At 71.1% G+C, this 22,962-nt stretch carries 25 protein-coding genes and 1 pseudogene; 18 read left to right on the top strand and 8 right to left on the bottom strand.

Annotated elements, in window-relative coordinates; genetic code table 11:
* The first annotated feature begins 8 nt into the window (after positions 1–8).
* The 9 genes and pseudogenes from sufD (at position 9) to IPT68_RS08825 (ending at position 6,562) form a co-directional block, all read left to right on the top strand.
* Positions 9–1,193, top strand: coding sequence for a Fe-S cluster assembly protein SufD (gene sufD / locus IPT68_RS08860; protein ID WP_189698828.1), 1,185 nt, complete (start codon positions 9–11; stop codon positions 1,191–1,193).
* Positions 1,190–1,510 carry a bifunctional 3-phenylpropionate/cinnamic acid dioxygenase ferredoxin subunit gene (locus tag IPT68_RS08855; protein ID WP_189698827.1) on the top strand — a complete coding sequence of 107 codons (321 nt, stop codon included), beginning with the start codon at positions 1,190–1,192 and terminating at the stop codon, positions 1,508–1,510. The genes sufD and IPT68_RS08855 overlap by 4 nt, the downstream gene beginning before the upstream one ends.
* A 7-nt stretch (positions 1,511–1,517) precedes the next feature.
* On the top strand, positions 1,518–2,282 hold the full coding sequence (sufC, locus tag IPT68_RS08850) for a Fe-S cluster assembly ATPase SufC (protein WP_189698826.1): 765 nt from the start codon (positions 1,518–1,520) through the stop codon (positions 2,280–2,282).
* Positions 2,279–3,535, top strand: coding sequence for a cysteine desulfurase (locus IPT68_RS08845; RefSeq protein ID WP_189698825.1), 1,257 nt, complete (start codon positions 2,279–2,281; stop codon positions 3,533–3,535). The genes sufC and IPT68_RS08845 overlap by 4 nt, the downstream gene beginning before the upstream one ends.
* Positions 3,536–3,551: 16 nt before the next feature.
* Positions 3,552–4,016 (top strand): Fe-S cluster assembly sulfur transfer protein SufU, encoded by a 465-nt coding sequence (gene sufU, locus IPT68_RS08840; RefSeq protein WP_189698824.1) that lies wholly within the window; start codon positions 3,552–3,554, stop codon positions 4,014–4,016.
* Complete coding sequence (locus tag IPT68_RS08835) at positions 4,013–4,345, top strand: metal-sulfur cluster assembly factor (protein WP_067271562.1); 333 nt, start codon at positions 4,013–4,015, stop codon at positions 4,343–4,345. The genes sufU and IPT68_RS08835 overlap by 4 nt, the downstream gene beginning before the upstream one ends.
* A gap of 331 nt (positions 4,346–4,676) precedes the next feature.
* Positions 4,677–5,666, top strand: a complete 990-nt coding sequence (dapD, locus tag IPT68_RS08830; RefSeq protein ID WP_189698823.1) for a 2,3,4,5-tetrahydropyridine-2,6-dicarboxylate N-succinyltransferase — start codon at positions 4,677–4,679, stop codon at positions 5,664–5,666.
* Positions 5,667–5,922: 256 nt separating this feature from the next.
* Positions 5,923–6,081, top strand: a pseudogene (locus IPT68_RS33910) (site-specific integrase); the annotation flags it as partial.
* Between the two features lie 139 nt (positions 6,082–6,220).
* A complete protein-coding gene (locus tag IPT68_RS08825) occupies positions 6,221–6,562 on the top strand; it encodes a hypothetical protein (RefSeq protein ID WP_228040755.1) in 342 nt (113 codons plus the stop codon).
* A gap of 62 nt (positions 6,563–6,624) precedes the next feature.
* Here the strand turns inward: IPT68_RS08825 and IPT68_RS08820 are convergent, their stop codons facing one another.
* Entirely contained in the window at positions 6,625–7,011 is a 387-nt protein-coding gene (locus tag IPT68_RS08820) for a nuclear transport factor 2 family protein (protein ID WP_189698822.1), read from the bottom strand.
* A gap of 186 nt (positions 7,012–7,197) precedes the next feature.
* Here IPT68_RS08820 and IPT68_RS08815 point away from each other — a divergent pair, with 186 nt between their 5' ends.
* Positions 7,198–7,434 (top strand): hypothetical protein, encoded by a 237-nt coding sequence (locus tag IPT68_RS08815; protein WP_189698821.1) that lies wholly within the window; start codon positions 7,198–7,200, stop codon positions 7,432–7,434.
* A gap of 163 nt (positions 7,435–7,597) precedes the next feature.
* Here the strand turns inward: IPT68_RS08815 and dapA are convergent, their stop codons facing one another.
* Positions 7,598–8,521 carry a 4-hydroxy-tetrahydrodipicolinate synthase gene (gene dapA / locus IPT68_RS08810; RefSeq protein WP_189698820.1) on the bottom strand — a complete coding sequence of 308 codons (924 nt, stop codon included), beginning with the start codon at positions 8,519–8,521 and terminating at the stop codon, positions 7,598–7,600.
* Positions 8,522–8,655: 134 nt separating this feature from the next.
* Here dapA and IPT68_RS08805 point away from each other — a divergent pair, with 134 nt between their 5' ends.
* The 4 genes from IPT68_RS08805 to IPT68_RS08790 are packed head-to-tail and all read left to right on the top strand — an operon-like array spanning position 8,656 to position 10,534.
* Complete coding sequence (locus tag IPT68_RS08805; RefSeq protein ID WP_189698989.1) at positions 8,656–8,832, top strand: hypothetical protein; 177 nt, start codon at positions 8,656–8,658, stop codon at positions 8,830–8,832.
* Entirely contained in the window at positions 8,829–9,584 is a 756-nt protein-coding gene (locus IPT68_RS08800; RefSeq protein WP_189698819.1) for a hypothetical protein, read from the top strand. Before IPT68_RS08805 ends, IPT68_RS08800 begins: the two co-directional genes overlap by 4 nt.
* 54 nt (positions 9,585–9,638) lie before the next feature.
* Positions 9,639–10,058: a phage holin family protein gene (locus IPT68_RS08795; protein ID WP_189698818.1), complete on the top strand. Its 420-nt coding sequence runs from the start codon at positions 9,639–9,641 to the stop codon at positions 10,056–10,058.
* Positions 10,055–10,534: a DUF3618 domain-containing protein gene (locus IPT68_RS08790; RefSeq protein ID WP_189698817.1), complete on the top strand. Its 480-nt coding sequence runs from the start codon at positions 10,055–10,057 to the stop codon at positions 10,532–10,534. The genes IPT68_RS08795 and IPT68_RS08790 overlap by 4 nt, the downstream gene beginning before the upstream one ends.
* 231 nt (positions 10,535–10,765) lie before the next feature.
* Here the strand turns inward: IPT68_RS08790 and IPT68_RS08785 are convergent, their stop codons facing one another.
* A complete protein-coding gene (locus IPT68_RS08785; RefSeq protein ID WP_189698816.1) occupies positions 10,766–12,592 on the bottom strand; it encodes an endonuclease/exonuclease/phosphatase family protein in 1,827 nt (608 codons plus the stop codon).
* A 306-nt stretch (positions 12,593–12,898) separates the two neighbouring features.
* On the opposite strand from IPT68_RS08785, the gene IPT68_RS08780 reads away from it, so the two are divergent.
* The 4 genes from IPT68_RS08780 to IPT68_RS08765 all read left to right on the top strand — a co-directional run bounded on the left by IPT68_RS08780 (position 12,899) and on the right by IPT68_RS08765 (position 17,146).
* Positions 12,899–14,302, top strand: a complete 1,404-nt coding sequence (locus IPT68_RS08780) for a hypothetical protein (RefSeq protein WP_189698815.1) — start codon at positions 12,899–12,901, stop codon at positions 14,300–14,302.
* A 177-nt stretch (positions 14,303–14,479) separates the two neighbouring features.
* Entirely contained in the window at positions 14,480–15,928 is a 1,449-nt protein-coding gene (locus IPT68_RS08775; RefSeq protein WP_189698814.1) for an alkaline phosphatase PhoX, read from the top strand.
* 483 nt (positions 15,929–16,411) lie between these two features.
* Entirely contained in the window at positions 16,412–16,558 is a 147-nt protein-coding gene (locus IPT68_RS08770) for a hypothetical protein (RefSeq protein WP_189698813.1), read from the top strand.
* Between the two features lie 15 nt (positions 16,559–16,573).
* A complete protein-coding gene (locus IPT68_RS08765) occupies positions 16,574–17,146 on the top strand; it encodes a TetR/AcrR family transcriptional regulator (protein ID WP_189698812.1) in 573 nt (190 codons plus the stop codon).
* Positions 17,147–17,416: 270 nt separating this feature from the next.
* Here IPT68_RS08765 and IPT68_RS08760 read toward each other — a convergent pair whose 3' ends face one another.
* From IPT68_RS08760 to IPT68_RS08740, 5 genes are all read right to left on the bottom strand, one after another.
* Positions 17,417–18,631 (bottom strand): TerD family protein, encoded by a 1,215-nt coding sequence (locus IPT68_RS08760; RefSeq protein ID WP_189698979.1) that lies wholly within the window; start codon positions 18,629–18,631, stop codon positions 17,417–17,419.
* Positions 18,632–18,795: 164 nt separating this feature from the next.
* Positions 18,796–19,785 (bottom strand): zinc-dependent alcohol dehydrogenase family protein, encoded by a 990-nt coding sequence (locus IPT68_RS08755; protein WP_189698811.1) that lies wholly within the window; start codon positions 19,783–19,785, stop codon positions 18,796–18,798.
* Positions 19,782–20,633 carry a carbohydrate ABC transporter permease gene (locus IPT68_RS08750; protein ID WP_189698810.1) on the bottom strand — a complete coding sequence of 284 codons (852 nt, stop codon included), beginning with the start codon at positions 20,631–20,633 and terminating at the stop codon, positions 19,782–19,784. The genes IPT68_RS08755 and IPT68_RS08750 overlap by 4 nt, the downstream gene beginning before the upstream one ends.
* Positions 20,630–21,571, bottom strand: coding sequence for a carbohydrate ABC transporter permease (locus IPT68_RS08745; protein WP_189698809.1), 942 nt, complete (start codon positions 21,569–21,571; stop codon positions 20,630–20,632). Before IPT68_RS08745 ends, IPT68_RS08750 begins: the two co-directional genes overlap by 4 nt.
* The gene (locus IPT68_RS08740; protein ID WP_189698808.1) at positions 21,568–22,938 is read right to left on the bottom strand and encodes an ABC transporter substrate-binding protein; all 1,371 of its coding nucleotides are present in this window, start codon (positions 22,936–22,938) and stop codon (positions 21,568–21,570) included. Before IPT68_RS08740 ends, IPT68_RS08745 begins: the two co-directional genes overlap by 4 nt.
* Positions 22,939–22,962: the final 24 nt, after the last annotated feature.

Raw genomic sequence — 22,962 nt, 5'->3', positions numbered from 1 at the left:
CGACAGCCATGGCTGAGGCTCAGAACATCCCGGTCGGGTCGACCACCGCCGGTTCGATCGCGGTCGCCGCGGAGTCGACCGTCGTCTCGCGCATGAGCGCGCCCCCGTCCTTCGACGTGGCGGACTTCCCGGTCCCGCACGGCCGTGAGGAGGAGTGGCGGTTCACCCCGCTGGAGCGCCTGCGCGGCCTGCACGACGGCACCGCCGTCGCCACCGGAGACGGTGTGCGGATCGAGGTCGAGGCCCCCGCAGGCGTCGTCGTCGAGACCGTCGGTCGTGACGACGCACGGCTCGGCAGGACCGGCACCCCGGTGGACCGCGTCGCCGCCCAGGCGTACTCGGCGTTCGAGAAGGCCGGTGTCGTCACCGTCCCCAAGGAGACGGTCCTCACCGAGCCGATCCGCATCGCCGTGCACGGCCAGGGCGGGGTCGCCTACGGCCACCAGGTCGTCGAGCTGGGAGCCTTCGCCGAGGCCGTCGTCGTCATCGACCACACCGGTGACGCCGTGCTCGCCGCCAACGTGGAGTACGTCCTCGGCGACGGCGCCAAGCTGACCGTCGTCTCCGTCCAGGACTGGGACGACAAGGCCGTGCACGTGGCCCAGCACAACGCCCTCGTCGGCCGGGACGCCTCCTTCAAGTCCGTCGTGGTCACCTTCGGCGGCGACGTCGTACGACTGCACCCGCGCGTGCAGTACGCCGGGACCGGCGGCGAGGCCGAGCTGTTCGGCCTGTACTTCACCGACGCCGGGCAGCACCAGGAGCACCGCCTGCTGGTCACCCACAACACCCCGCACTGCAAGTCCAACGTCGTCTACAAGGGCGCGCTCCAGGGCGAAGAGGCGCACGCCGTGTGGATCGGTGACGTGCTGATCGAGGCCAAGGCCGAGGGCACGGACACGTACGAGATGAACCGCAACCTCGTCCTGACGGACGGCGCGCGGGTCGACTCGGTGCCGAACCTGGAGATCGAGACCGGCGAGATCGTCGGCGCCGGACACGCGTCCGCCACCGGCCGCTTCGACGACGAGCAGCTGTTCTACCTGATGGCCCGCGGCATCCCGGAGCACGAGGCCCGCCGGCTGGTGGTCCGCGGCTTCTTCGCCGAGCTGGTCCAGCAGATCGGCGTCCCGGACATCGAGGAGCGCCTGATCGCCAAGATCGATGAGGAGCTGGAGGCGTCGGTCGCATGACCACCTTCGTACGCGCCTGCGCACTGAGCGAGCTGGAGGAGGGCACCCCGAAGCGGGTGGAACTCGACGGCACCCCGGTGTCCATCGTGCAGACCGAGGGCGAAGTGTTCGCGATCCACGACATCTGCTCCCACGCGAACGTCTCGCTCTCCGAGGGCGAGGTGGAGGACTGCCAGATCGAGTGCTGGCTGCACGGGTCCTCGTTCGACCTGCGTACCGGCAAGCCGTCCGGCCTCCCCGCGACGCGCCCCGTCCCCGTATACCCCGTAAAGATCGAAGGGGACGACGTACTCGTCTCCCTCACCCAGGAGTCCTGAGGCACCCATGGCAACGCTTGAAATCCGAGACCTGCACGTCACCGTCGAGGCCGACAACGCCACGAAGGAGATCCTCAAGGGCGTCGACCTGACCGTGAAGCAGGGCGAGACGCACGCCATCATGGGCCCCAATGGCTCGGGCAAGTCGACCCTCGCCTACTCGCTGGCGGGTCACCCGAAGTACACGATCACCGGCGGCACCGTCACGCTCGACGGCGAGGACGTCCTGGAGATGTCCGTCGACGAGCGCGCCCGCGCCGGGCTGTTCCTCGCGATGCAGTACCCGGTCGAGGTCCCCGGCGTCTCGGTCTCCAACTTCCTGCGCACCTCCGCCACCGCGGTCCGCGGCGAGGCCCCCAAGCTGCGCACCTGGGTGAAGGAGGTCAAGGAGGCCATGGAGCGCCTCTCCATCGACCCCGCCTTCGCCGAGCGCAACGTCAACGAGGGCTTCTCCGGCGGTGAGAAGAAGCGCCACGAGATCCTCCAGCTGGAACTGCTCCGGCCGAAGGTCGCCATCCTGGACGAGACCGACTCCGGCCTGGACGTCGACGCGCTGCGCGTCGTCTCCGAGGGCGTCAACCGCGTCCGCGAGACCGGTGAGGTCGGCACCCTGCTGATCACGCACTACACGCGGATCCTCCGCTACATCAAGCCCGACTACGTCCACGTCTTCTCGGCCGGTCGCATCGTCGAGTCCGGCGGCGCCGAGCTCGCCGACAAGCTGGAGAACGAGGGCTACGAGGCATACACGAAGGGTGGCGCATCCGCGTGACACAGCTGCCGGGCCTCCTCGACACCGAGGCGATCCGCAAGGACTTCCCCGTTCTGGAGCGACAGGTCCACGACGGCAGGAAGCTCGTGTACCTGGACAACGCGGCGACCTCGCAGAAGCCGCGGCAGGTGCTGGACGCCCTCAGTGAGTACTACGAGCGCTACAACGCCAACGTCCACCGCGGTGTGCATGTGCTCGCCGAGGAGGCCACGGCGCTGTACGAGGGCGCGCGCGACAAGGTCGCCGCGTTCATCAACGCGCCCAGCCGCGACGAGGTGATCTTCACCAAGAACGCCTCCGAGTCGCTGAACCTCGTGGCGAACATGCTCGGCTGGGCCGACGAGCCCTACCGGGTGGACTCCGAGACCGAGATCGTCATCACGGAGATGGAGCACCACAGCAACATCGTGCCGTGGCAGCTGCTGGCGCAGCGCACGGGCGCGAAGCTGAAGTGGTTCGGCCTGACCGACGACGGCCGGCTCGACCTCTCCAACATCGACGAGATCATCACGGAGAAGACGAAGATCGTCTCCTTCGTGCTGGTGTCCAACATCCTCGGCACCTTCAACCCGGTCGAGGCGATAGTGCGCCGCGCGCAGGAGGTGGGCGCGCTCGTGTGCATCGACGCCTCGCAGGCCGCGCCGCACATGCCGCTGGACGTGCAGGCGCTCCAGGCCGACTTCGTCGCCTTCACCGGGCACAAGATGTGCGGCCCGACGGGCATCGGCGTCCTGTGGGGCCGCCAGGAGCTGCTGGAGGACCTGCCTCCGTTCCTCGGCGGCGGCGAGATGATCGAGACGGTGTCGATGCACTCCTCGACGTACGCCCCCGCGCCGCACAAGTTCGAGGCGGGCACCCCGCCGATCGCGCAGGCGGTCGGGCTGGGCGCGGCGATCGACTACCTGAACTCGATCGGCATGGACAAGATCCTCGCCCACGAGCACGCGCTCACCGAGTACGCGGTCAAGCGCCTGACGGAGGTCCCCGACCTACGCATCATCGGCCCCACCACGGCCGAGGAGCGCGGCGCCGCGATCTCCTTCACCCTCGGTGACATCCACCCGCACGACGTGGGCCAGGTCCTGGACGAGCAGGGCATCGCGGTCCGTGTGGGTCACCACTGCGCCCGTCCGGTGTGCCTGCGCTACGGAATTCCTGCGACCACGCGAGCGTCGTTCTATCTGTACTCCACGCCGGCCGAGATCGACGCTCTGGTCGACGGCCTGGAGCACGTACGGAACTTCTTCGGCTGAGGGGCGTGCTGAAACGGTGAAACTGGATTCCATGTACCAGGAAGTCATCCTGGACCACTACAAGCACCCTCACGGGCGTGGTCTGCGGGATGGCGACGCCGAGGTGCACCATGTGAACCCGACCTGCGGCGACGAGATCACCCTGCGGGTGAAGTACGACGGCTCGACGATCAGTGACGTCTCGTACGAGGGTCAGGGCTGCTCGATCAGCCAGGCCTCCGCCTCCGTACTGAACGAGCTCCTCGTCGGCAAGGAGCTGGCCGACGCGCAGCGGATCCAGGAGACCTTCCTGGAGCTGATGCAGTCGAAGGGGAAGATCGAACCGGACGACGCGATGGAGGACATCCTGGAGGACGCGGTCGCGTTCGCGGGTGTCTCCAAGTACCCGGCCCGGGTGAAGTGCGCCCTCCTGAGCTGGATGGCGTGGAAGGACGCGACGGCCCAGGCGCTGGGCGCCGACGCCGAAAGGAAGACGGCATGAGCGAGACCGTGGAGATGAAACCGGCCTCGGAGGAGGAGCTCCGTGAGGCCCTGATGGACGTCGTCGATCCCGAGCTGGGCATCGACGTCGTCAACCTCGGCCTGATTTACGGCATCCACATCGACGACGCGAACATCGCGACCGTCGACATGACCCTGACGTCCGCGGCCTGCCCGCTCACGGACGTCATCGAGGACCAGGCCAAGTCCGCCACGGACGGCCTGGTCAGCGAGCTGCGCATCAACTGGGTCTGGATGCCGCCGTGGGGGCCGGACAAGATCACGGACGACGGTCGCGAGCAGCTGCGGGCGCTGGGCTTCAACGTCTGAGCCCGCGCTCCCCGTTCCTGTCAGTGGCCCCCGGCGTCCCGCCGGGGGCCACTGTCGTACCCGTCGTGGTCGACGGAGCCTGCTCTTCCTCCTCGTGGTTGACGAAGCCTGCTCTTTTCCCGCCGTTGTGTACGCCTGTACACAACGGTGCGTACGCTGGCCCCCATCCCAGGACTCCCCGGACTCCGCGCCACCCCCGAGCAAGAGGGATGTTGACCGAGCTCACCGCCCGCCTCGGAGCGGACCGTCGGCGGGGACCCGTACCGCCCGTCACCTGAGACGCGGGCGCCCGGGTTCGCATCCGTGGCGTTCCGCCGGTTAGGTTTCCCTCATGACCGACACGACTGCTCCTCGCACCACCGGCGCCGCGGCCGCCGGCCTTGCCACGATCGCCGCTGACGGCACTGTTCTCGACACCTGGTTCCCCGCGCCCGAGCTGGCCACCGAGCCCGGCCCGGCCGGCACCGAGCGCCTCGACGAGGCGCGCACCGCCGAGCTGCTCGGCGAGCACGGCGTCGCGGCCCTCGGCAAGGACGAGGTGCGCGGCGTGGAGGTCGTGGCGGTCCGGACGGTCATCTCCTCCGTCGACGACAAGCCGCTCGACACCCACGACGCCTACCTGCGCCTGCACGTGCTCTCGCACCGGCTGGTCAAGCCGAACGAGCCGAACCTGGACGGCATCTTCGGCCTGCTCGCCAACGTCGCCTGGACCTCCCTCGGCCCGGTCGCCGTGGACACCCTGGAGACCGTACGGCTCGCCGCCCGAGCCCGCGGCCTGCACCTGAGCGTCTTCGGCGTCGACAAGTTCCCGCGCATGACCGACTACGTGGCCCCCGCGGGCGTCCGCATCGCCGACGCCGACCGCGTCCGCCTCGGCGCCCACCTCGCCGCCGGCACCACCGTCATGCACGAGGGCTTCGTCAACTTCAACGCCGGCACCCTCGGCACGTCGATGGTGGAGGGCCGGATCTCCCAGGGCGTCATCGTCGGCGACGGCTCCGACATCGGCGGCGGCGCCTCCACCATGGGCACCCTGTCCGGCGGCGGCAAGGAGCGGGTGGCCATCGGCCGGCGTTCCCTCGTCGGAGCCGAGGCCGGCATCGGCATCGCGCTCGGTGACGACTGTGTCGTCGAGGCGGGCCTGTACCTCACCGCCGGGACCCGCGTCACCCTGCCCGACGGCCAGATCGTCAAGGCCCGCGAGCTGTCCGGCGCCTCCAACATCCTCTTCCGGCGCAACTCCGTCACCGGCACGGTCGAGGCGCGTCCGAACAACGCCGAGTGGGGCGGCCTGAACGAGATCCTGCACAGCCACAACTGATCATCGGCGGCGGTGACCTGCGGCCGCCGTCTCGATCAACGCCCTGACCTGCTGCTTTGAGCTGTCGGCAGGTGTCGCGTTGGTCATCGTTGAACGCCTATCCGGTTTCTGGAAAGCCTCGGCAACCGCGGGAAGCAGCCGGTCTATTGACCAAGGCTCTCGCTGACCAGCGAGGCCAACGAAGCCCACGGCTCTGACCAGCTCAGATACCGTGGGCTTCTGTCGTTGTCGGTTGACGTCGGCTGAGCTCGGACGGGCCGCTGTGCTCCTGGACGCCGGGGAGAGCATCAGGGCCCTGAGCGAGTACCTCGGTCGCCACGACCCGAGCTTCACGCTCCGCACGTACACGCCCCTCATGCCGAACAGTGAAGCGCGTACGCGGGCCGCCGTCGATCGGGTCTTCCGGAACCCGGAGGGGTCGCGTCGTAGACCTTCACCGGCCCACTCCGGAACCGCGAACGGCGTGTTCGACGTCGTGTCATGCCGTGGACGCAGCCGAGCCGAGATCCGAATCCTGTCTCCCCTGGGCGGGCTCCGCGCTGTTCGGAGCCGCCATGGGCTGCGTCGCGTGGTCGCTGGTCGCCTGGGCGCGCGCGTACTGCGACGCGGGTTACGAGGCCGGGGGACGCTTCGAGCTCACCTTTTTGTTCCCCGTGGTCGTGGTGGCCGAGGCACTCGTCGGGCTCGCGGCGCGCGCCGTCGGCCGATGCCTGGTGCTCCACGCGCCGACGCCGGTCCGCGTCTTCCTGCCGACGCTGCTGGTGGTCGTCGCGACGGTGTGGCTCGCATGGTGGCTCTTCGCGACCCGGGGAACGCTGGAGGGCTATCCCGGCGACTCCGGCCTCTGCCCCCCGAGCAACGTCCCGCCACAGTGGCCCGGTTGGATTCCCGCCTGATCGGCTGAGGGCCTGCGAGGAACACCCGGCGTGCGCGCTCGTCTGCCGGCGGCGGCCTGCGCTCAGTCCACGCCGGGTGGCACGCGGGTGGCGTGGTGGTAATACATCCGCCAACCCGCGGCTTCGTCCGTCTTGCGCCAGATCGAGCTGTGCCTGGTCCTGCGTTCGCCGAGCATGGTCTCGAACGTCAGATGCACCACGCCCGGGGCGAGCGACACCCCTGAGATCGCTGACGGTTCGTAACGGGGAGCGTCCGTCGAACTGCCGGGATGGTCGGCCAACTCGGCGAGCATGGTCTCATACGTCCACCGCCGCCCCGACCCGCCGACCTCGACGAACTCCGGGTCGAGAAGCCGCCCGGCGCGTTCGCGCGAGGCGCGGACACGCGGGTCCATCAGTTGCAACTCGCCCGCGATCGCGGCGTTCACGTCGTCCTGGGCACTGTCCATCCACGTATCCTCTCCGGCACCACCCACCCCGCCGCAACCGAGTTGGCCCCCGGCACGACGCTTGTCGCAGCTCAGGACGATCACTTAAAAGGATTACCCTCCGTGACCTCGGGTGGCTTCCGGCAGATGATCCCGGTGGACCCAGTGTCCGGTCGGATGCCGAGACGGTGAGACGAGGACTGAGCAATGACGAACGAGCGGGCGAGGATCGCGGTGCGTCGGCTGGCCGGGGTGGTCGCCGTGGCGACGGTGTACTGGCTCCCGGCGGGCGTCGCGCACGCCGACGAGACCAACACGGGTTCCCACAACGGCCCGCGGATCGGCCTGGTCAACCTCGGCCAGGTGGACGACCCCGCGGAGGACGTGCTGGAGCACTTCCGGCTGATCGGCGACGAGCAGACCACGGAGAACGGCGCGAGCTGATCCGTCGCGCCGCGACTGCCGGCAGTGGCAGCAGTGCTGGGAAGGCCAGGAGTGAGACGAGCGCCGTGCCGGCCATGAGCGCGGCGAGCGCCAGGGCCCGGGGTCCCTACCGCGTGCGGGCCATGGAGACATGGTGAGCGGTCGGGGCCCCGGGCCTTTCCGGTCACGCGGACAGTTCCTCGTACGCCGCCAGTTCCTCGTACGCCCTCATCAGTCCGTCCCTCGCCTCACGGCCCGCCGGACGCAGGGGCGGGCGGACCGGGCCCGACGGCAGGTCCAGCGCGGACAGGACGGCCTTCGCGGTGACCGTGCCGGGGAGTCCGGCGCACATCATCGCCTCGACCAGCGGCACCGCCTGCTGCTGGCGGCGCGCCGCGCCGGCCGTGTCGCCCGCGTCGAAGTCGTCCAAGAGCGCGCGGATGTGACGGGGAATCACGTTCGCCACGGTACTGACGCAGCCCGCCGCACCCACCGCGTACAGGGCGAGCACGTGCTCGTCGCAGCCCGCGTAGTACGCCAGGTCCGTGCGGGACAGGACCTTCTGCGTGCCGAGGAAGTCGTACGAGCAGTCCTTGACCGCCACGACGCGGGGGTGCGCGGCGAGCCGGATCAGCGTCTCCGGCTCGATGCGGGTGCCGGTGCGGGCCGGGATGTCGTACAGCACGAGCGGCAGGCCGGACGCGTCCGCCACCTCCCGGAAGTGCACCTCCAGGGCGTCCTGCGGGGGCCGGCTGTAGTAAGGGGTGACGACCAGGACGCCGTCCGCGCCCGCCCGCTCCGCCTGCCGGGTGAGCTCGATCGTGTGGCGGGTGTCGGAGGTGCCCACGCCCGTGACGAGGGACGCGCGGTCCCCGACCGTCTCCCGCACCGCCCGGACGAGCGCGGCCTTCTCGGCGTCGGACGTGGTCGGCGACTCGCCCGTCGTGCCGTTGAGCACCAGCCCGTCGCAGCCCCGTGACACCAGCCGGTCGGCGAGCCGCTGCGCACCGTCCAGGTCGAGCGCGCCCGCCTCGGTGAACGGGGTGATCATCGCGCAGAGGGCGCGGCCGAAGGGCGGCGCGGGTGAGGTGCCGTCGGTGCTGGTCATGGGAGTAGTGTCGGCAGGGCGATCGTTCACATCCACTTAAATTTCCTACGACGTATTCGTAAGCGACTCTGAAGTGCGGTGTGCGGGGCGGGACGCGAGGCCCCTATGGGCAACGCGGCCCCTCATGAGTCACCATGGCCGGGACGGTCCACCACCATCTGGTCCTGGGAGGCGTCATGAAGCTCGGCAAGGCAATCGCCGCGGGAGTCGCGGAGGAGCAGCCCGTCGCCCACGAGGAAGAACTCGAACTCCCGGCCGGGATCGAGGACGTGGCGGAGTCCGTGCCCGAAGAGGCGCCGACCGCCCGATGAGGCTGCGGCTTCCGGAGGAACGCCCGACGGAGTCGCCGACCGGATACAAGATCGCCCACCCGGTGCTGTCGCGGGACGGCACCCGGGCCGGGTTCACCGGTGTGTCGCTGGGCGGCGCGCTGCCGTACGGAGTCGTGGCCGACGCGTCCTGTGTCTACGGTCTGCGGCACGCCGCGCCGCACCGCCGCTGCGACTGCGGTTTCCACTGCGTGCACGACCGATCGGTGGCCGAGGACCTGCTGTGCACCGCCGAGCACCGGACGGCCGTTGTGCTGGAGGTGTGGGTGCTCGGCCGGTACATCCGCTTCGAACGGGGCTTCCGGTACGCCCGCCAGCGGGTGCGCACGGCGACCGTCGGGCCCTGCGTCTGTGGCGCGACGGCGGTGGCGCTCGCCGACGCCGGCTGGGGCAGGCCCGGCTGGTACGGCCTGGCCCCCTCCTGCGCCGGCTGCCTGCGCGGCCGTACGTCCGTCTCCCTGGCTTCCTTCGCCCGGCTGGCCGGGGACGGGCTGCGCGTCGTGGCGGAGGCGGGCACGGACCGGAGGGCGGCCTCCGATGTGCCCGAGCGGTCGACGCCCGGACGACCAAAAGGCGGCCTCGCCGAGCCAGGCCTGCCGACCCCGATGCCCCCGGACCTCGGCGTGCCCGAACTCGTCGCCGAGGCAGCGCTGTTGCAGGCCCGCCTGGACTGGTTGCAGGCCCAGCTCGCGCGGCTCGGGCGGCGTAGGGGCGGGGAGGCGGGTCAGGGGTAGGGAGGGCAGGCGCGGGTACCCGGGTGTTCACGAACCGAGAGGAGGCGGAACACCGTGACCGGTACCACGCACGCCAGGCCCGCGGCCGAGCAGCACCACTCGGTGGGCGAACTCGTCGGGCAGGCAACCGAACAACTCTCCCAGCTCGTGCGACAGGAAGTGAGCCTCGCCAAGGAGGAACTGGCCGAGAAGGGCCGGCGCGCGGGCCGCGGCGGCGGACTTCTCGGCGCCGCGGGCGCCGTCGCCTACGCCGGGCTGCTCGCCCTCGCCGCCACGGCCACCGCCGCGCTCTCGCTGACGTTGCCGGTCTGGGCCGCGGCGCTGATCGTCACGGGCGTGCTCTTCGCGCTCGCCGGAATACTGGCCGTGACCGGCCGCTCCCAGCTGCGCCGTGCGGCACCCCCCACGCCCGAGGTGACCCTCGGCAGCGTCAGGGCCGATGTCGAGGAGATCAGGGAAAGGGCACATCGATGACAGACAGGACGACGCAGGGCACCGGCGCCAAGGGGCCCGACGAGCTGCGCCGGCAGATAGAGAAGACCCGCAGCCAACTCGGCGACACGGTCGAGGAGCTGGCGGCCAAGGCGGACGTCAAGGGGCGGGCCAAGGCGCGCGCCGCCGACCTGAAGGACAAGGCCGGCGCGATGACCGTCCAGCTGCGCAGCACCGCCGCCCACGCCGGCCACGCCGTGCAGGGCAAGGCGGCGCAGGCGGGCCACGGCGTGCAGGGCAGGGCCGCCAAGGCCGGCCACGCCGTCCAGGGCAAGGCCGCTCGGGCGAGCGAGGCCGTCGAGCACGGTGCCGTACCGCAGCCGGTGCGCACGGTCGTCCTGGCGGGGCTGCGGCACCCCGGGCCGGTGCTGGCGGCGGGCGCGGCGGCCGGTGCCGTCGTCGTGGCGGCGACGATGATGCGGCGGCGGCCGGCGCGGTCGTCGTGGCGGCGACGCTGATGCGGCGGCGGCACGGCGGGCGGTAGACGGCGCCGGACACCGACTTCCACGTGTACACCGGGCGCGCGTACCTCGCTCACCACGTTCGGTGGCGGGCCCGGTCGCCTTCGCCGGCGCGCGGGCCCGAGGGCCGGCTCCTCGACGCGATGCTCCGCTTCTTCGGGCGCGGGGCCGCCCGGCAGGGCCGGCTGAACGGGGAGTTCGGCCGGCCCTGCCGGAGTTCACGACCGGTTACGGACGGAACCGCAGCACCTGCGGGTCGTGGTCGCTGATCTGGTCGTGGAACTCGGCGTTGATGTGCACGCTGTCGTACGCGAAGTCGCAGCCGCGCCGGATCGACGGGCTGATCAGGATCTGGTCCAGCGTCTGGCTGTTGCCCTGGTAGACGTACGAGTAACGCTCGCTCCGGGGCAGCGACTTGATCGCCGACCACAGCTCGCCGTCGCCTTCCAGGATCTCCACCGTGTCGGAGAACTCGAAGTCGTTGATGTCGCCGAGCGTGACGACGTCCGCGTTCTTCTGGGTGTCCAGGATCTGCTTCACGAACGCGTTCACCGCGGTCGCCTGGAGGTGGCGCTGGGTCTCCGAGCTGCGGCTCGGCGGCTGGTACTGGGCGGTCAGCCCCTGGTCGCCGCCCTTGGAGTTGAAGTGGTTCGCGATCACGAAGACCGTCTTGCCACGGAAGGTGAACTCGCCGGCCAGCGGTTTGCGGCTGTTCGCCCACGCCGTGTTCGCCGGGTCGATCCGGCCGGGGGAGACCGTCAGCGCCGCTTTGCCGCGCTCCCTCGTCACACCCACGGCGGTCGTCGCGTCGCCGCCCGCGCGGTCGGTGAAGGACACCCGCTCCGGGTTGAACAGGAACGCCTGGCGGATGTTGCCGCCCGGCTCGCCGCCGTCGGCGTTGTTCACCGGGTCGATCGCCCGCCACTCGTACGCCGGGCCGCCCGCGGCGACGATCGCGTCGATCAGCTTGGTCAGCGTCTGGTCGGCGGCGACCGTGCCGTCGTTCTGCGCGCCGTTGTTGTCCTGGATCTCCTCCAGGGACACGATGTCCGGCGACTGCAGGTGGTGCACGATCGCGGCGGCGTGCTCGTCGAACGTGGCGTCGGCCGGGTCGAGGTTCTCGACGTTGTACGTCGCCACCGCCAGCTCGCCGCGCCCCTGCTTGCGGGTCGTCTCGCGCTTCAGGCCGCCCTGCTTCAGGGTGCCGAGCTCACGCGCGACGAGGGTGTAACCACCGAACTGGTTGTAGTCGAGCGGGCCGGCCGTGGTGCCGGCGAGCGTGTCGCCGACGTTCGCGTCCGGGAAGTCGGCGACCGCGCCGAGGGACTGGATCTGCAGCCGGCCGGTGTTCTGCGCGGAGTACGAGCCGTAGACCGTGCCGCCGTGGCGGCTCGCGTTCTCGCGCGGCTTCACCGTGACCCACAGCTCGGTGTACGGGTCGGTGGCGCCGACCACGCGGGTGTCGGCGACCTGGACGTTCATGCCTTCCAGGGACTCGTAGTGGTCCAGGGCGTACTTCTGCGGCTGGAGCGTCAAGCTGTTGACGGAGCCGTTCGCCGCCGGGTCGCCGGCCGGTGTGTAGGCGTCCGGCAGCGTCTCCGCGTCGATCACCGTGGCGGCCGGGACCGGGTTGCCGCTGGACACGACGGTGATCGTCGGCCGCGTGATCTCGGTGAGCGCCTGGTTGCCGGATGAGGTGCCGCCCGGCACGTACTCGGAGATGGTTCCGGAAACGGTCACCGAGTCCCCGACGGCGACCTTCGGGGTGGAGCTGGTGAAGACGAAGATGCCCTCACTGGTGGCCGGGTCGGCGTCCGCGCTCGGGTCCTGGATCCAGAAGCCGCGCGACGAACCGTAGGTGCGCACGCCGGTGACGATTCCGGCCACGTCCGTGACCTGCTTGCCGGCGTACGGGGAGGTCCGCGTACTGCCCTGGATGTCATGGATGCGCACCGCCTCCGCGTGCGCGGGCGAGGCGATGACGACGGTGGACGCCGCGGAACAGACGGCGGCGACGGTGAGCGCGGCGAGGCGCGCGGAAGACTTGCTCGGCAACGGGATCCCTCCGGGGATTTACGTGAGCGCCGGGACGTGGGTGGCACCTGGAACAGCGACGACGCGCGGAGAAACCGTGAACGGAGTGAACACCTGTCCCCCCAACTTCTACGCGCGTCAATTTCCTGCGCGGTCAGGCCACTTGTCAAGGTTTCGGCCGTGTACGGCATCCGACGGGGAGATGAACCGGGCGCCATGCGGCCAAATCCGTCTAGGCTGAGTGGCTGAGTCGTGCGACGGCTTGAGGCGGTCGTCCGGCGCGCAGACGCTCGTACGGCCTTCGAGGCGCTCTAGGAGATTCCCCCGATGTCAGACAGCTCCCCCCTGCCGCCGGTGCGGCTGACCTCCGAAGCGGAGCTGGCGCGCGACGCGCTGTCCACGCCGTTGCTGTCCCGGGCCGCCCGGCTCGCCCGCTGGGCCGGGCCCGGCACCCGCGTGGACGCCGGGGGCCAACTGGTCGACGAGCAGCTGCCGGCCGCGGCCGAGGCGCTCGGCCTGAGTGGGCACGACGCGACGGCGCTGGCGAGCGCTGCCTGGCGGGTGGCCCTGGACACCGGGCTGGTCGAGGTCGTCGACGAGGCGGCCGGCGCGGTCACGGCCGGCGAGGAGCTGGGCCGGCTCACCGGCGGCTCCCCGCACGACGTGCTCGACGTATGGCAGGGCGTTCTGGAGACGGTGCTCGCCGACGCGGGCGTGCCCGACCTCGACGGCCCGGCCGGCGCCGACGCGCTGCACGGGGACACCGAGGCGGAGTCCGCGCTGCTCGACGGCGTGCTCGGCAACCTCTACGTGCTCACCGTCAGCGAGGACGGTCCCGGCCGGGCGCCCGTGCCGCTGCCCGCGCTCGCCGCGTCGGTGATCCTGCCCAGCGACATGTCCGAGCCCACCAACGACGTCCTGGAGCAGGTGTCCGACGCGATGATGCGGCTGGACGACCAGTTCCGGATGCTGGAGCCGGTGGGGCTGGTGGACTACCGGCCGGTCGACGAGGCGCTGATGGCGGAGACCGAGGACGGCGACGACCCGGCCGACGTCGACGTGAACGACGTCGCCCGCTACGGCATGGTCCGGCTCACACCGCTCGGCCTGTACGGGCTGCGGGCGCGACTGCTGGACGCCGGCTTCGTGGCGCCGGCCGTGGGCGAACTGACCGACAAGGGCGCCGACGCGCTGCTCGACTCCACGGCCGCCTTCGGGCCACGGGCCGCTCAGGCCGAAACCGAGCAGTGGCTGGCCCGCCGCGAACCCCTCGTGGCCGCACGGGAGTTGCTTGCCGCCGCCCGCGGCTCCGACCGGGGCGCCCCGCTGCGCCGGCTGCGCTGCCAGCAGGCCCTCTCCCTCGTCGGCCCCGAAGCCGAACCGGCCTTGCGAGAGGTCCTCGACGATCCCGAGCTGGGCGGTCTCGCCCGGGTCTGGCTGACCGAGCACGGCTGCGCGGACGTACCCGCCCCGTCCGAGACGATGATCTTCTGGCTCACCGTGGACACCCTGGCCGCGCAGCTCGCCGCCGAGGGCAACACCGAGGAACTGAGCGCCCTCGTCGAGGGTCTCGCCGAGCAGCACAGCGGGTTCTTCGCGGCGGCCTGGCGGGTCGACCATCCGGCCACCGCCGACGTCCTGGAGGCGATGGGGCGCATCCACCCGGACAAGAGGATCGCCAAGGAAGCGCGCAAGGCGGCTTTCAAGGCCCGCTCGCAGCAGGCCGTTTGACGTCCTGCCGGTGCTGCCGGGGGAGCGGCCTGCGCCCGCTGACGGGCCGTACGGATTCACGGAAGCGAGCCCTGCGGTGTCGCCCGGTGTTCAAGCGGCGTTCACGGCCGGACGACACCGTTGCGCCGACCGAGGTCCGCCGCCCTCCACGGAACTCTTCCCGTCACAGGAGACAGCATGTCGCTCACTCGCAGGGACTTCGCCAGGACCACCGCGATCGCCGGCACCGGCGTCGTCGCACTCGCGGGCACCGTCGGCGCGCTCGCCAGCGCCCCCGGCGCTCTCGCGTCCGCCGAGACGGAGACCACGGGCGAGGAGTCCGCGGCCGGGCACGGCGGGATCGGATACGGCCCGCTCCTGCCCGACCCGGACGGCATCCTCGCGCTGCCCGCCGGCTTCTCCTACAAGATCCTCACGTACGCGGGCCGGACCAGGCTGGAGACGGGCGAGTTCACCCCCGCCGACCACGACGGCACCGCGGCCTTCCCCGGCCCGCGCGGCACCACCCTGCTGGTCAACAACCACGAGATGGACGGCCCCCGCTCCGACTACGACCACCCGGTCCCGCTCACCGAGGGCCTGGTCTACGACCCCGCCGCCCCCGGCGGCTGCACGGTCGTCGAGGTGCGCCCCGACGGCCGGGTCGCCGAATGGGTCGGCATCGCCGGCACCGCCAACAACTGCGCCGGCGGATCCACCCCCTGGGGCACCTGGCTGACCTGCGAGGAGAACGCGGACCGGGCCGGTGAGAACGGCATGACCAAGGACCACGGCTACGTCTTCGAGGTCGACCCCCGCGACCGGCGCGCCAACCGCGAACCCAAGCCGCTGAAGTTCTTCGGCCGTTACGACCACGAGGCCGTCGTCATCGACCCCAAGCGCGGCCACGCCTACCTCACCGAGGACGCCGACGAGCCCAACGGCCTGTTCTACCGCTGGACCCCGCCGAAGGGCTTCGAGTACGGCCCCGGGAAGTTCCGCACCCTCGCCGACGACGCCGGAGTCCTCCAGGCGCCCAAGTGCTTCAACTCCGGCGGCCACTTCGTCGACGACCTCTCCCGCGCCACCAAGGTCGGCACCGTCTACGGCGTCGACTGGGTCGACGTCCCGGACCGCGACGCCAGGTCCGTCTCCGTGCGCGAGCAGTTCGGCGCGGGTCAGGTCACCCGCGCCCGCAAGCTGGAGGGCATGTGGTGGGGCGACGGCGGCGCCTACATCGTCTCCTCGTACGCCCGTGAGGAGAGCCCCGTCCAGCACGGCGGCCAGGTCTGGTTCTACGACCCCAAGCGCCGCACCCTCACCCTGAAGGTGCTGCTCGGCGTCAACCCGGACCCGTCCAAGGACGGCGCCTTCGACGGGCCGGACAACATCACCGTCTCCCCGTACGGCGGCCTCATCATCGCCGAGGACGGCGAGGGCGTGCAGCACCTGTTCGGCGCCACCGACAGCGGCCGCACCTACCCCATCGCCCGCAACGACCTGAACGTCGGCAGCGAAGAGGAGCCCGAGTACAGCGAGTTCACCGGCGTCACCTTCTCGCCCGACGGCAGGACCCTGTACGCCAACATCCAGGACCCGGGCATCATGCTCGCCATCACCGGCCCCTGGAAGCGGCAGCGTCGTTAGAACACCCTGCCGGCAGGTTCGGTGACCTGGGCGGCACCGACACCACCGGGGCGGTGCGCCGGCCCTACCGCGAGCACGACCGGGCGCTGATCGTCACCGACGAGCAGTAGGGCACGGGGATGCTGGACCGGTCCGCAGCGCCGTCCGGAGAGGCCGGGCAAGGTGTCGCCGTGGCCGTCCGCGTCGCCTCCTCGTCGGTGTGCCGGCCGTCGTCGTCGGGGTGGTCGGCCTGGTGGTGCACCAGGTGATCAAGGAGCCCAACTCGCCGAACCGGGTGCGCTATTCGCTGCCCGGCGAGGCGTGCCGGCAGAGCGCGGACTCGCCGGACGCAGCACTCATCCTCGAGGACAGGACGGGCGAGGTCCTCCACTGCGGCTTCTTCGAGTCCTTCGGCGCCCATCCCGATGGCGCCCGCGGGCCGTTCTCCGCCTCCGAGGTCCACCAGGTCAGGATCGTGTCGGAGGCGCCAACGGGCACGAGAAGATGTCGTCGACTCTCGCCGAGGGCATCACCGGGACGCTCGCCTGGGGCATCGCCGTGGGGCTGGGGCTGTTCGCCTGCATGGGGCTGGGGGCGCACCACGGCGAACAGTCGTGGTGCGACGTAGCATGCGGGGAGAGTCTCCGGTAGGCGAGGAGTTGCTGGATGGCGCAGGTCAAGCCCATGCGCGCGGACGCTCGGCGCAACTACGAGCGGTTGTTGAGGGCGGCGGTGGAGGCCTTCGCCGAGCACGGGGAGGGCGCGTCGCTCGACGACATCGCCAAGCGGGCGGGAGTCGGGTCGGGCACGCTGTACCGCCACTTCCCCACGCGACGGGCGCTGTTGGAGGCCGCCTACCTGGACCGGATCGAGGCGCTGGCGCTGCGCGCCGACGAGATCGCTCGGGAGCTGCCGCCGGGTGAGGCGCTGGTGGAGTGGCTCAACGAGCTGGGCCTGGGCGTGATCCAGGTCCGTGGCCTGAAGTCACTGCTGGGGTCGGCCGTCACCGACGACGGCTCGGCCGTGGCCACCGCCTGCGGGACCTGCCTGACCGGGGCCGCGGAACGGCTGGTGCGGGCGGCGCAGGCGGAGGGGACCCTGCGAGGGGACGTCGAGCCGATCGAGGTGCTGCGGCTGACGCACGGGGTGGCGACCGCGTCGGAGCTGGCGAGCGGGGAGGGGACGGACATCCGGCGTTACCTGTCACTGCTGACGGAGGGCCTGCGAGCAGCCCGCTGAGGGGACTCCGGGAATCCGCGCGCGCGAAGCCTCTCGGCGCGGTCCGGTGCCGGTCCGGTGCAGTCCGGTCCGGCGCGGTCCGGTGCGGTTCGGTGCCGGTCCCGTCCGGTCCGGGAAATGCTCCGGCCCCGGCTCGGGGTCCAGGTATCCCATGTCGGGTGCGGCGGGCGGCGGGGCTTGTGGTGTGGGGCGCCCGCCGCCGTCCTCGTGGCGCTGCCGGTTACTGCGTGACCGCCGCGGAGGGCGGTCTGCCGGTCCCTGCAAGGCCTGCTACAGGGCCTGCGCCGCCGGCTTGACCATGTTGCGGACCGTGCGGGCCTTGACGAAGTCCCCCATGGCCGTCATCTCCCACTCGCCGGAGAACTGCCGGATCAGCTTGGCCATCATCACGCCGGTCTGCGCCTCGGCGTTGGTGAGGTCGAAGCGGACGAGTTCCTCGCCGCTGGCCGCGTCGATCAGGCGGCAGTAGGCCTTGGCGACCTCGGTGAACTTCTGGCCGGAGAAGGAGTTGACCGTGAAGACCAGGCCGGTGACCTCCTGCGGGAGCCGGCCGAGGTCGACGGTGATCACCTCGTCGTCGCCGCCGCCCTCGCCGGTGAGGTTGTCGCCGGAGTGGCGGATCGCGCCGCCCACGATCTGGAGCTTGCCGAAGTAGCAGCTGTCGATGTGGTTGCGCTGCGGGCCGTACGCGATGACCGAGGCGTCCAGGTCGATGTCCCGGCCGCGGTACGCCGGCTCCCAGCCGAGGCCCATCTTGACCTGGGAGAGCAGCGGGCGGCCGCCCTTGACCAGGGAGACGGTCTGGTTCTTCTGCAGGCTGACCCGGCCCTTGTCCAGGTTGATCTTCCCGGCGCCGGGAGCGGCGGCGGGCGGGGCCGGGGGTGCGGCGGGCGGCGGGGGAGCCTGCGGGGTGGACAGCGGCGGGGCCGGCGGGGCCACCGGGGGCTGCACAGCGGCCGGGGGAGGGGTGACCGGCTGGGCCGGGGCGGCCGGCTCCTCGACGGTCACGCCGAAGTCGGTGGCGATGCCGGCCAGGCCGTTGGCGTAGCCCTGGCCGACCGCGCGGGCCTTCCAGGCGCCGTTGCGCAGGTAGATCTCGACGACCACCAGTGCCGTCTCGGTGCCGAGCTGCGGGGGCGTGAACGTGGCCAGGACGCTGTTGTCGTCGGCGTTGCGGATCGTGGCCGTGGGTTCGACGCCCTGGAAGGTCTGGCCCGCGGCGTCCGGGCTCGCGGTGACGACGATCTTCTCGATGCCCGGCGGGAGGGCGGTGGTGTCGACCGTGATCGCGTCGGGAGCGGCGCCGCCGCCGGAGCGGTAGGTCACGCCCGGACCGCTGGGCTGGTTGTAGAAGATGAAGTCGTCGTCGGAGCGCACCTTGCCGTCGGCGGTGAGCAGCAGGCCCGATACGTCGAGCCGCACCGGGGCGGCGACATCCACCGTCACGCGGGCGGCGGAAAGAGGGATGTTCGAGCCGGGGGTCATAGCTGTCATGCTCCGAGAACGACCGGGGCCGCTTTACCGTTCCCTTACCGTGCGGCCGATCGCGTCACCGGCGGTCCGCCCCGCACGGCCTCGCTCCCGAACGCCGGACGGGCCGGTTCCGCTGCCCCTCCGGCACCCGGGAGGCGCCGTCTCCTCCGGGCCCCCTACGGCACGACCACGATCTTCCTGCCCACCCCCGACGCGAACTGCTCCAGCGCCTCGGGATAGCCGCTCAGCGGCAGGCGGTCGCTGATGAACACCTCGGGGTCCAGGACGCCGTTCGCGAACAGCTCCGCCGCGCGTTCGAAGCTGTGCAGGACCGCCATCGAGCCGGTGATGGTGATCTCCTGGCTGTAGATGCGGTACGGGTCGACGGTCACCCGCGTCGCGTAGTCGGCCACGCCGAACTGGAGGAACGTACCGGCCTTGGCCACGCGGTCCAGGCCGTCCTGGATCGCCGCCGCGTTCCCGGTCGCGTCCACCACCACGTCCCAGCCCTGCGGTCGGTCCAGCTCGTCGGCGTTCGCCGCAGAGGCCGACACGCCCAGCCGGCGGGCGGTCTCCAGCCGCGCCGGGTTGACGTCCACCACGTCCACGCTCGCCGCGCCCGTGCGCTTGGCCAGTTCCAGCATCATCAGACCCATCGTGCCCGAGCCGTAGATCAGGACGTGGGCGCCGAGGCGGGAGCGCAGGACGTCGTAGCCGCGCACCGCGCACGACAGCGGCTCGACCAGTGCGGCGTCCTGGGTGCGGATGTGCTCGGGGAGCCTCACGCAGTTCGCCACCGGCGCCACCGCGTACTGCGCGGCGCCGCCCGCCGTCGTCACGCCGATCGCGGCCCACCGCTCGCAGAGGTTGTTGTGTCCGGTACGGCAGTAGCGGCACTCGTGGCAGTACAGCGACGGGTCGACGGCGACCTGGTCGCCGGGCGTTACCTCGGTGACCTGGGCGCCCACGGCCACCACCTCGCCCGCGAACTCGTGCCCGGGGACGATTGGGAGCTTCGGCGCGAACTCGCCCTGCAGGATGTGCAGGTCGGTGCCGCACAGACCGCACGCGGCGACCTCGACGACGACCTCGCGTGGGCCCGGCGTCGGGTCCGGGACCTCGGTGACGACGGCCCTGCCCACGGACTCGATGACGGCGGCCTTCATTTCACGGCTCCCAACGACAGGCCCTGGACCAGCTTGTCCTGGGCGGCGAACCCCGCGGCGAGCACCGGCAGGGAAATGACGAGCGACGCGGCGCACACCTTGGCTAGGAACAGGCCCTGGCTGGTGATGAAGCCGGTCAGGAAGACGGGGGCGGTCTCGGCCACCACTCCCGTCAGGACCCGGGCGAACAGCAGCTCGTTCCAGCTGAAGATGAAGCAGATCAGCGCGGTGGCGGCGATGCCGGGCAGGGCCATCGGGGCGATCACCCGGGCCAGCACCGTGGGCAGGCGGGCACCGTCCACGCGGGCCGCCTCGATCACCGCCACCGGGACCTCCGCCAGGAACGACTGCATCATCCACACCGCGATCGGCAGGTTCATGGAGGTGTAGAGGACGACCAGCAGCCAGATGTTGTCGAGCAGTCCGGCGTTCTTGGCGAAGAGGTAGATCGGCAGCAGGCCCGCCACCGCCGGCAGCATCTTGGTGGACAGGAAGAAGAACAGCACGTCCGTCCACTTGCGCACCCGGCGGATGGACAGTGCGTAGGCGGCGGGCAGCGCCAGGAGCAGCACCAGCAGCGTGGAGGCCACCGACGCCACCGTCGAGTTGATCAGGGACGGCCAGGGGCCGGCCCCGCCGCCCGCGCCGAAGAACTCGCGGTAGCCGTCGAGGGTGAGCGCGGCGCCGAAGGACGGCGGGTTCGTGGCCGCGTCCTTCTCGGAGTGGAAGGACGTCAGCGCCATCCACGCGACGGGCAGGAAGAAGACGATGCCGGCCAGCCAGGCCACCAGGCCCGGGCCGGCGCCCTTACGGGGGACACGACGGACGCGTACGGCGGTGCCGCTCATCCGCGGTTCACCTCCTCGCGGAACAGGGACGACACCACGCGCAGGGCGAAGGTCGCGATGACGATCGAGCCGATGACCACGAGGACGCCGGCGGCCGAGGCGAGGCCGTTCTCGTGGGCCTGGTAGAAGCTCTGGTAGACGGTGTACGGGAGGTTCGCGGTGCCCAGGCCGCCGGACGTGATGGTGAACACCGCGTCGAAGTTCTGGACGATGTAGATCGAGCCGAGCAGGGCGCCGAGTTCCAGGTAGCGGCGCAGGTGCGGGAGCGTGAGGTGGCGGAAGACCTGCCAGTCGCTCGCGCCGTCCACCCGCGCGGCCTCGACCTGCTGCGGGTCACGGCTCTGCAGGCCGGCCAGGATGATCAGCATCATGAACGGGGTCCACTGCCAGACGAGGGACGCCTCGACCGCGAGCAGCGGGGTGCCCGAGATCCAGTCCGGCTGTGGGCCGCCCACATAGTGCAACAGCCCGTTGAGCAGGCCGTATTCAGGGTTGTAGAGCACGTGTTTCCAGAGCAGTGCCGCCGCGACCGGGACGACCAGGAACGGCGCTATCAGCAGGGTGCGCACCAGGCCCCGGCCCCTGAAACGGCGGTCCAGCAGCAGCGCCAGCAGCAGGCCGAGGAGCAGGCTGACCAGGACGACGGTCACGGTCAGCAGGATCGTCGTCCACACCGAGTCGCGCAGGTCGGCGTCGGTGAGGACGTGGCGGTAGTTGTCGACGCCGGTGAAGCGGCGGGCGTCGGGGTAGAGGGCGTTCCAGTCGAAGAAGGAGATCACCAGCGTCGCGACGAACGGCAGCTGGGTCACGACGATCATGAAGATCAGGGCGGGCAGCAGGGGCGCCCGGGTGGCCCAGGCGCGCAGGCATGCCGACGGCCGGGGCCGGCCGGTGCGCACGGAGGGTGCGGCCACGGGGGCCGTGGTGGTGGCGGTCATCGTCCCTCGTACTCCTCGGAGATGCGCTCGGCGAGCTGCTGGGACTTCCTCAGGGCCGCGTCGACGGACTGGCGTCCGGCGATGGCCGCGCTGATCTCCTGGGAGACCTTGGTGCCGAGGTCGGTGAACTCGGGGATGCCGACGAACTGGATGCCGGGTGCGGGACGCGGCTGCACGCCGGGGTCGTTGGGCCGGGCGCCCTCGATGGCCTCCTTCGTCATCTCCTGGAAGGCGGCGGCCTCCGCGCGGTAGTCGGGGTTCGTGTAGGTCGACGCCCGCTTGCCCGCCGGGATGTTCGACCAGCCGATCTCCTCGCCGACCAGTTGCTCGTACTCCTTGCTGGACGCCCAGGAGACGAACTGCCAGGCCTTGTCGGCGTTGCGGGAGGCGTTCTGGATGCCCCAGGCCCAGGTGTAGAGCCAGCCGGACGACTCGGTCTTCTCCACCGGAGCGGGGGCGTAGCCGACCTTGCCCGCGACGGGGGAGTCGGCGGCTTCCAGGGAGCCGGCCGCGGAGGTGGCGTCGTACCACATGGCGACCTTGCCCTGCGTCATGTTGTTGAGGCACTCGGCGAAGCCCGACTGGGCGGCGCCGGACTCGCCGTGCTCGCGGACCAGGTCGACGTAGAAGCTCGTCGCCTCCTTCCACTCCGGGGAGTCGAGCCGCGCCTTCCAGTTCTCGTCGAACCAGGTGCCGCCGAAGGTGTTCACCACGGTCGTCAGGGGCGCCATGACCTCGCCCCAGCCGGGCAGGCCGCGCAGGCAGATGCCCTTCATGCCGGGCTCGGCGCCGTCCGTCTTCGCCGCCAGCTCCGCCACCTGGGTCCAGGTGGGGTGCTCGGGCATCGTCAGGCCCTCCTTCTCGAACACGTCCTTGCGGTACATCAGGAAGGACGACTCGCCGTAGAAGGGCTGGCCGTAGAGCTTGCCGTCGTCGGCGGTCAGGGACTGGCGCATCGGCCCGAGGACGTCCTGCTCGTCGTAGGCCGGGTCGCCGGCGACGTAGGAGTCCATCTCCTTCAGCCAGCCGTTGCGGGCGTAGATCGGTATCTCGTAGTTGGAGAGGGTGGCGACGTCGTACTGGCCCGCCTGGTTCGCGAAGTCCTGGCTGATCTTGTCGCGGACGTCGTTCTCCGGCAGCACGGTGAAGTTCACCTCGATGCCGGTGTCCTTGGTGAAGTGGGCGGCGGTCAGCTTCTGCAGCTCGACCATCTGGGGGTTGTTGACCATCAGGACGTTGATCGAGTCGCCGCCCGATCCGGCCCCGCCCGCTCCGACCCAGCAGCCGGAGAGCAGCGGGGCGAGCAGCGTCCCTGCGGTGGCCGCGACGAGCGTGGCTCGCGGTCTCCGTCGGCTCTGGGTTCGCATGGATCGCTCCTGAACAATTGGGGA

This window comes from Streptomyces chromofuscus (genome assembly GCF_015160875.1).
GTDB classification, from domain to species: Bacteria; Actinomycetota; Actinomycetes; order Streptomycetales; family Streptomycetaceae; genus Streptomyces; species Streptomyces chromofuscus.
This window is presented reverse-complemented; position numbering and strand designations above follow the sequence as displayed.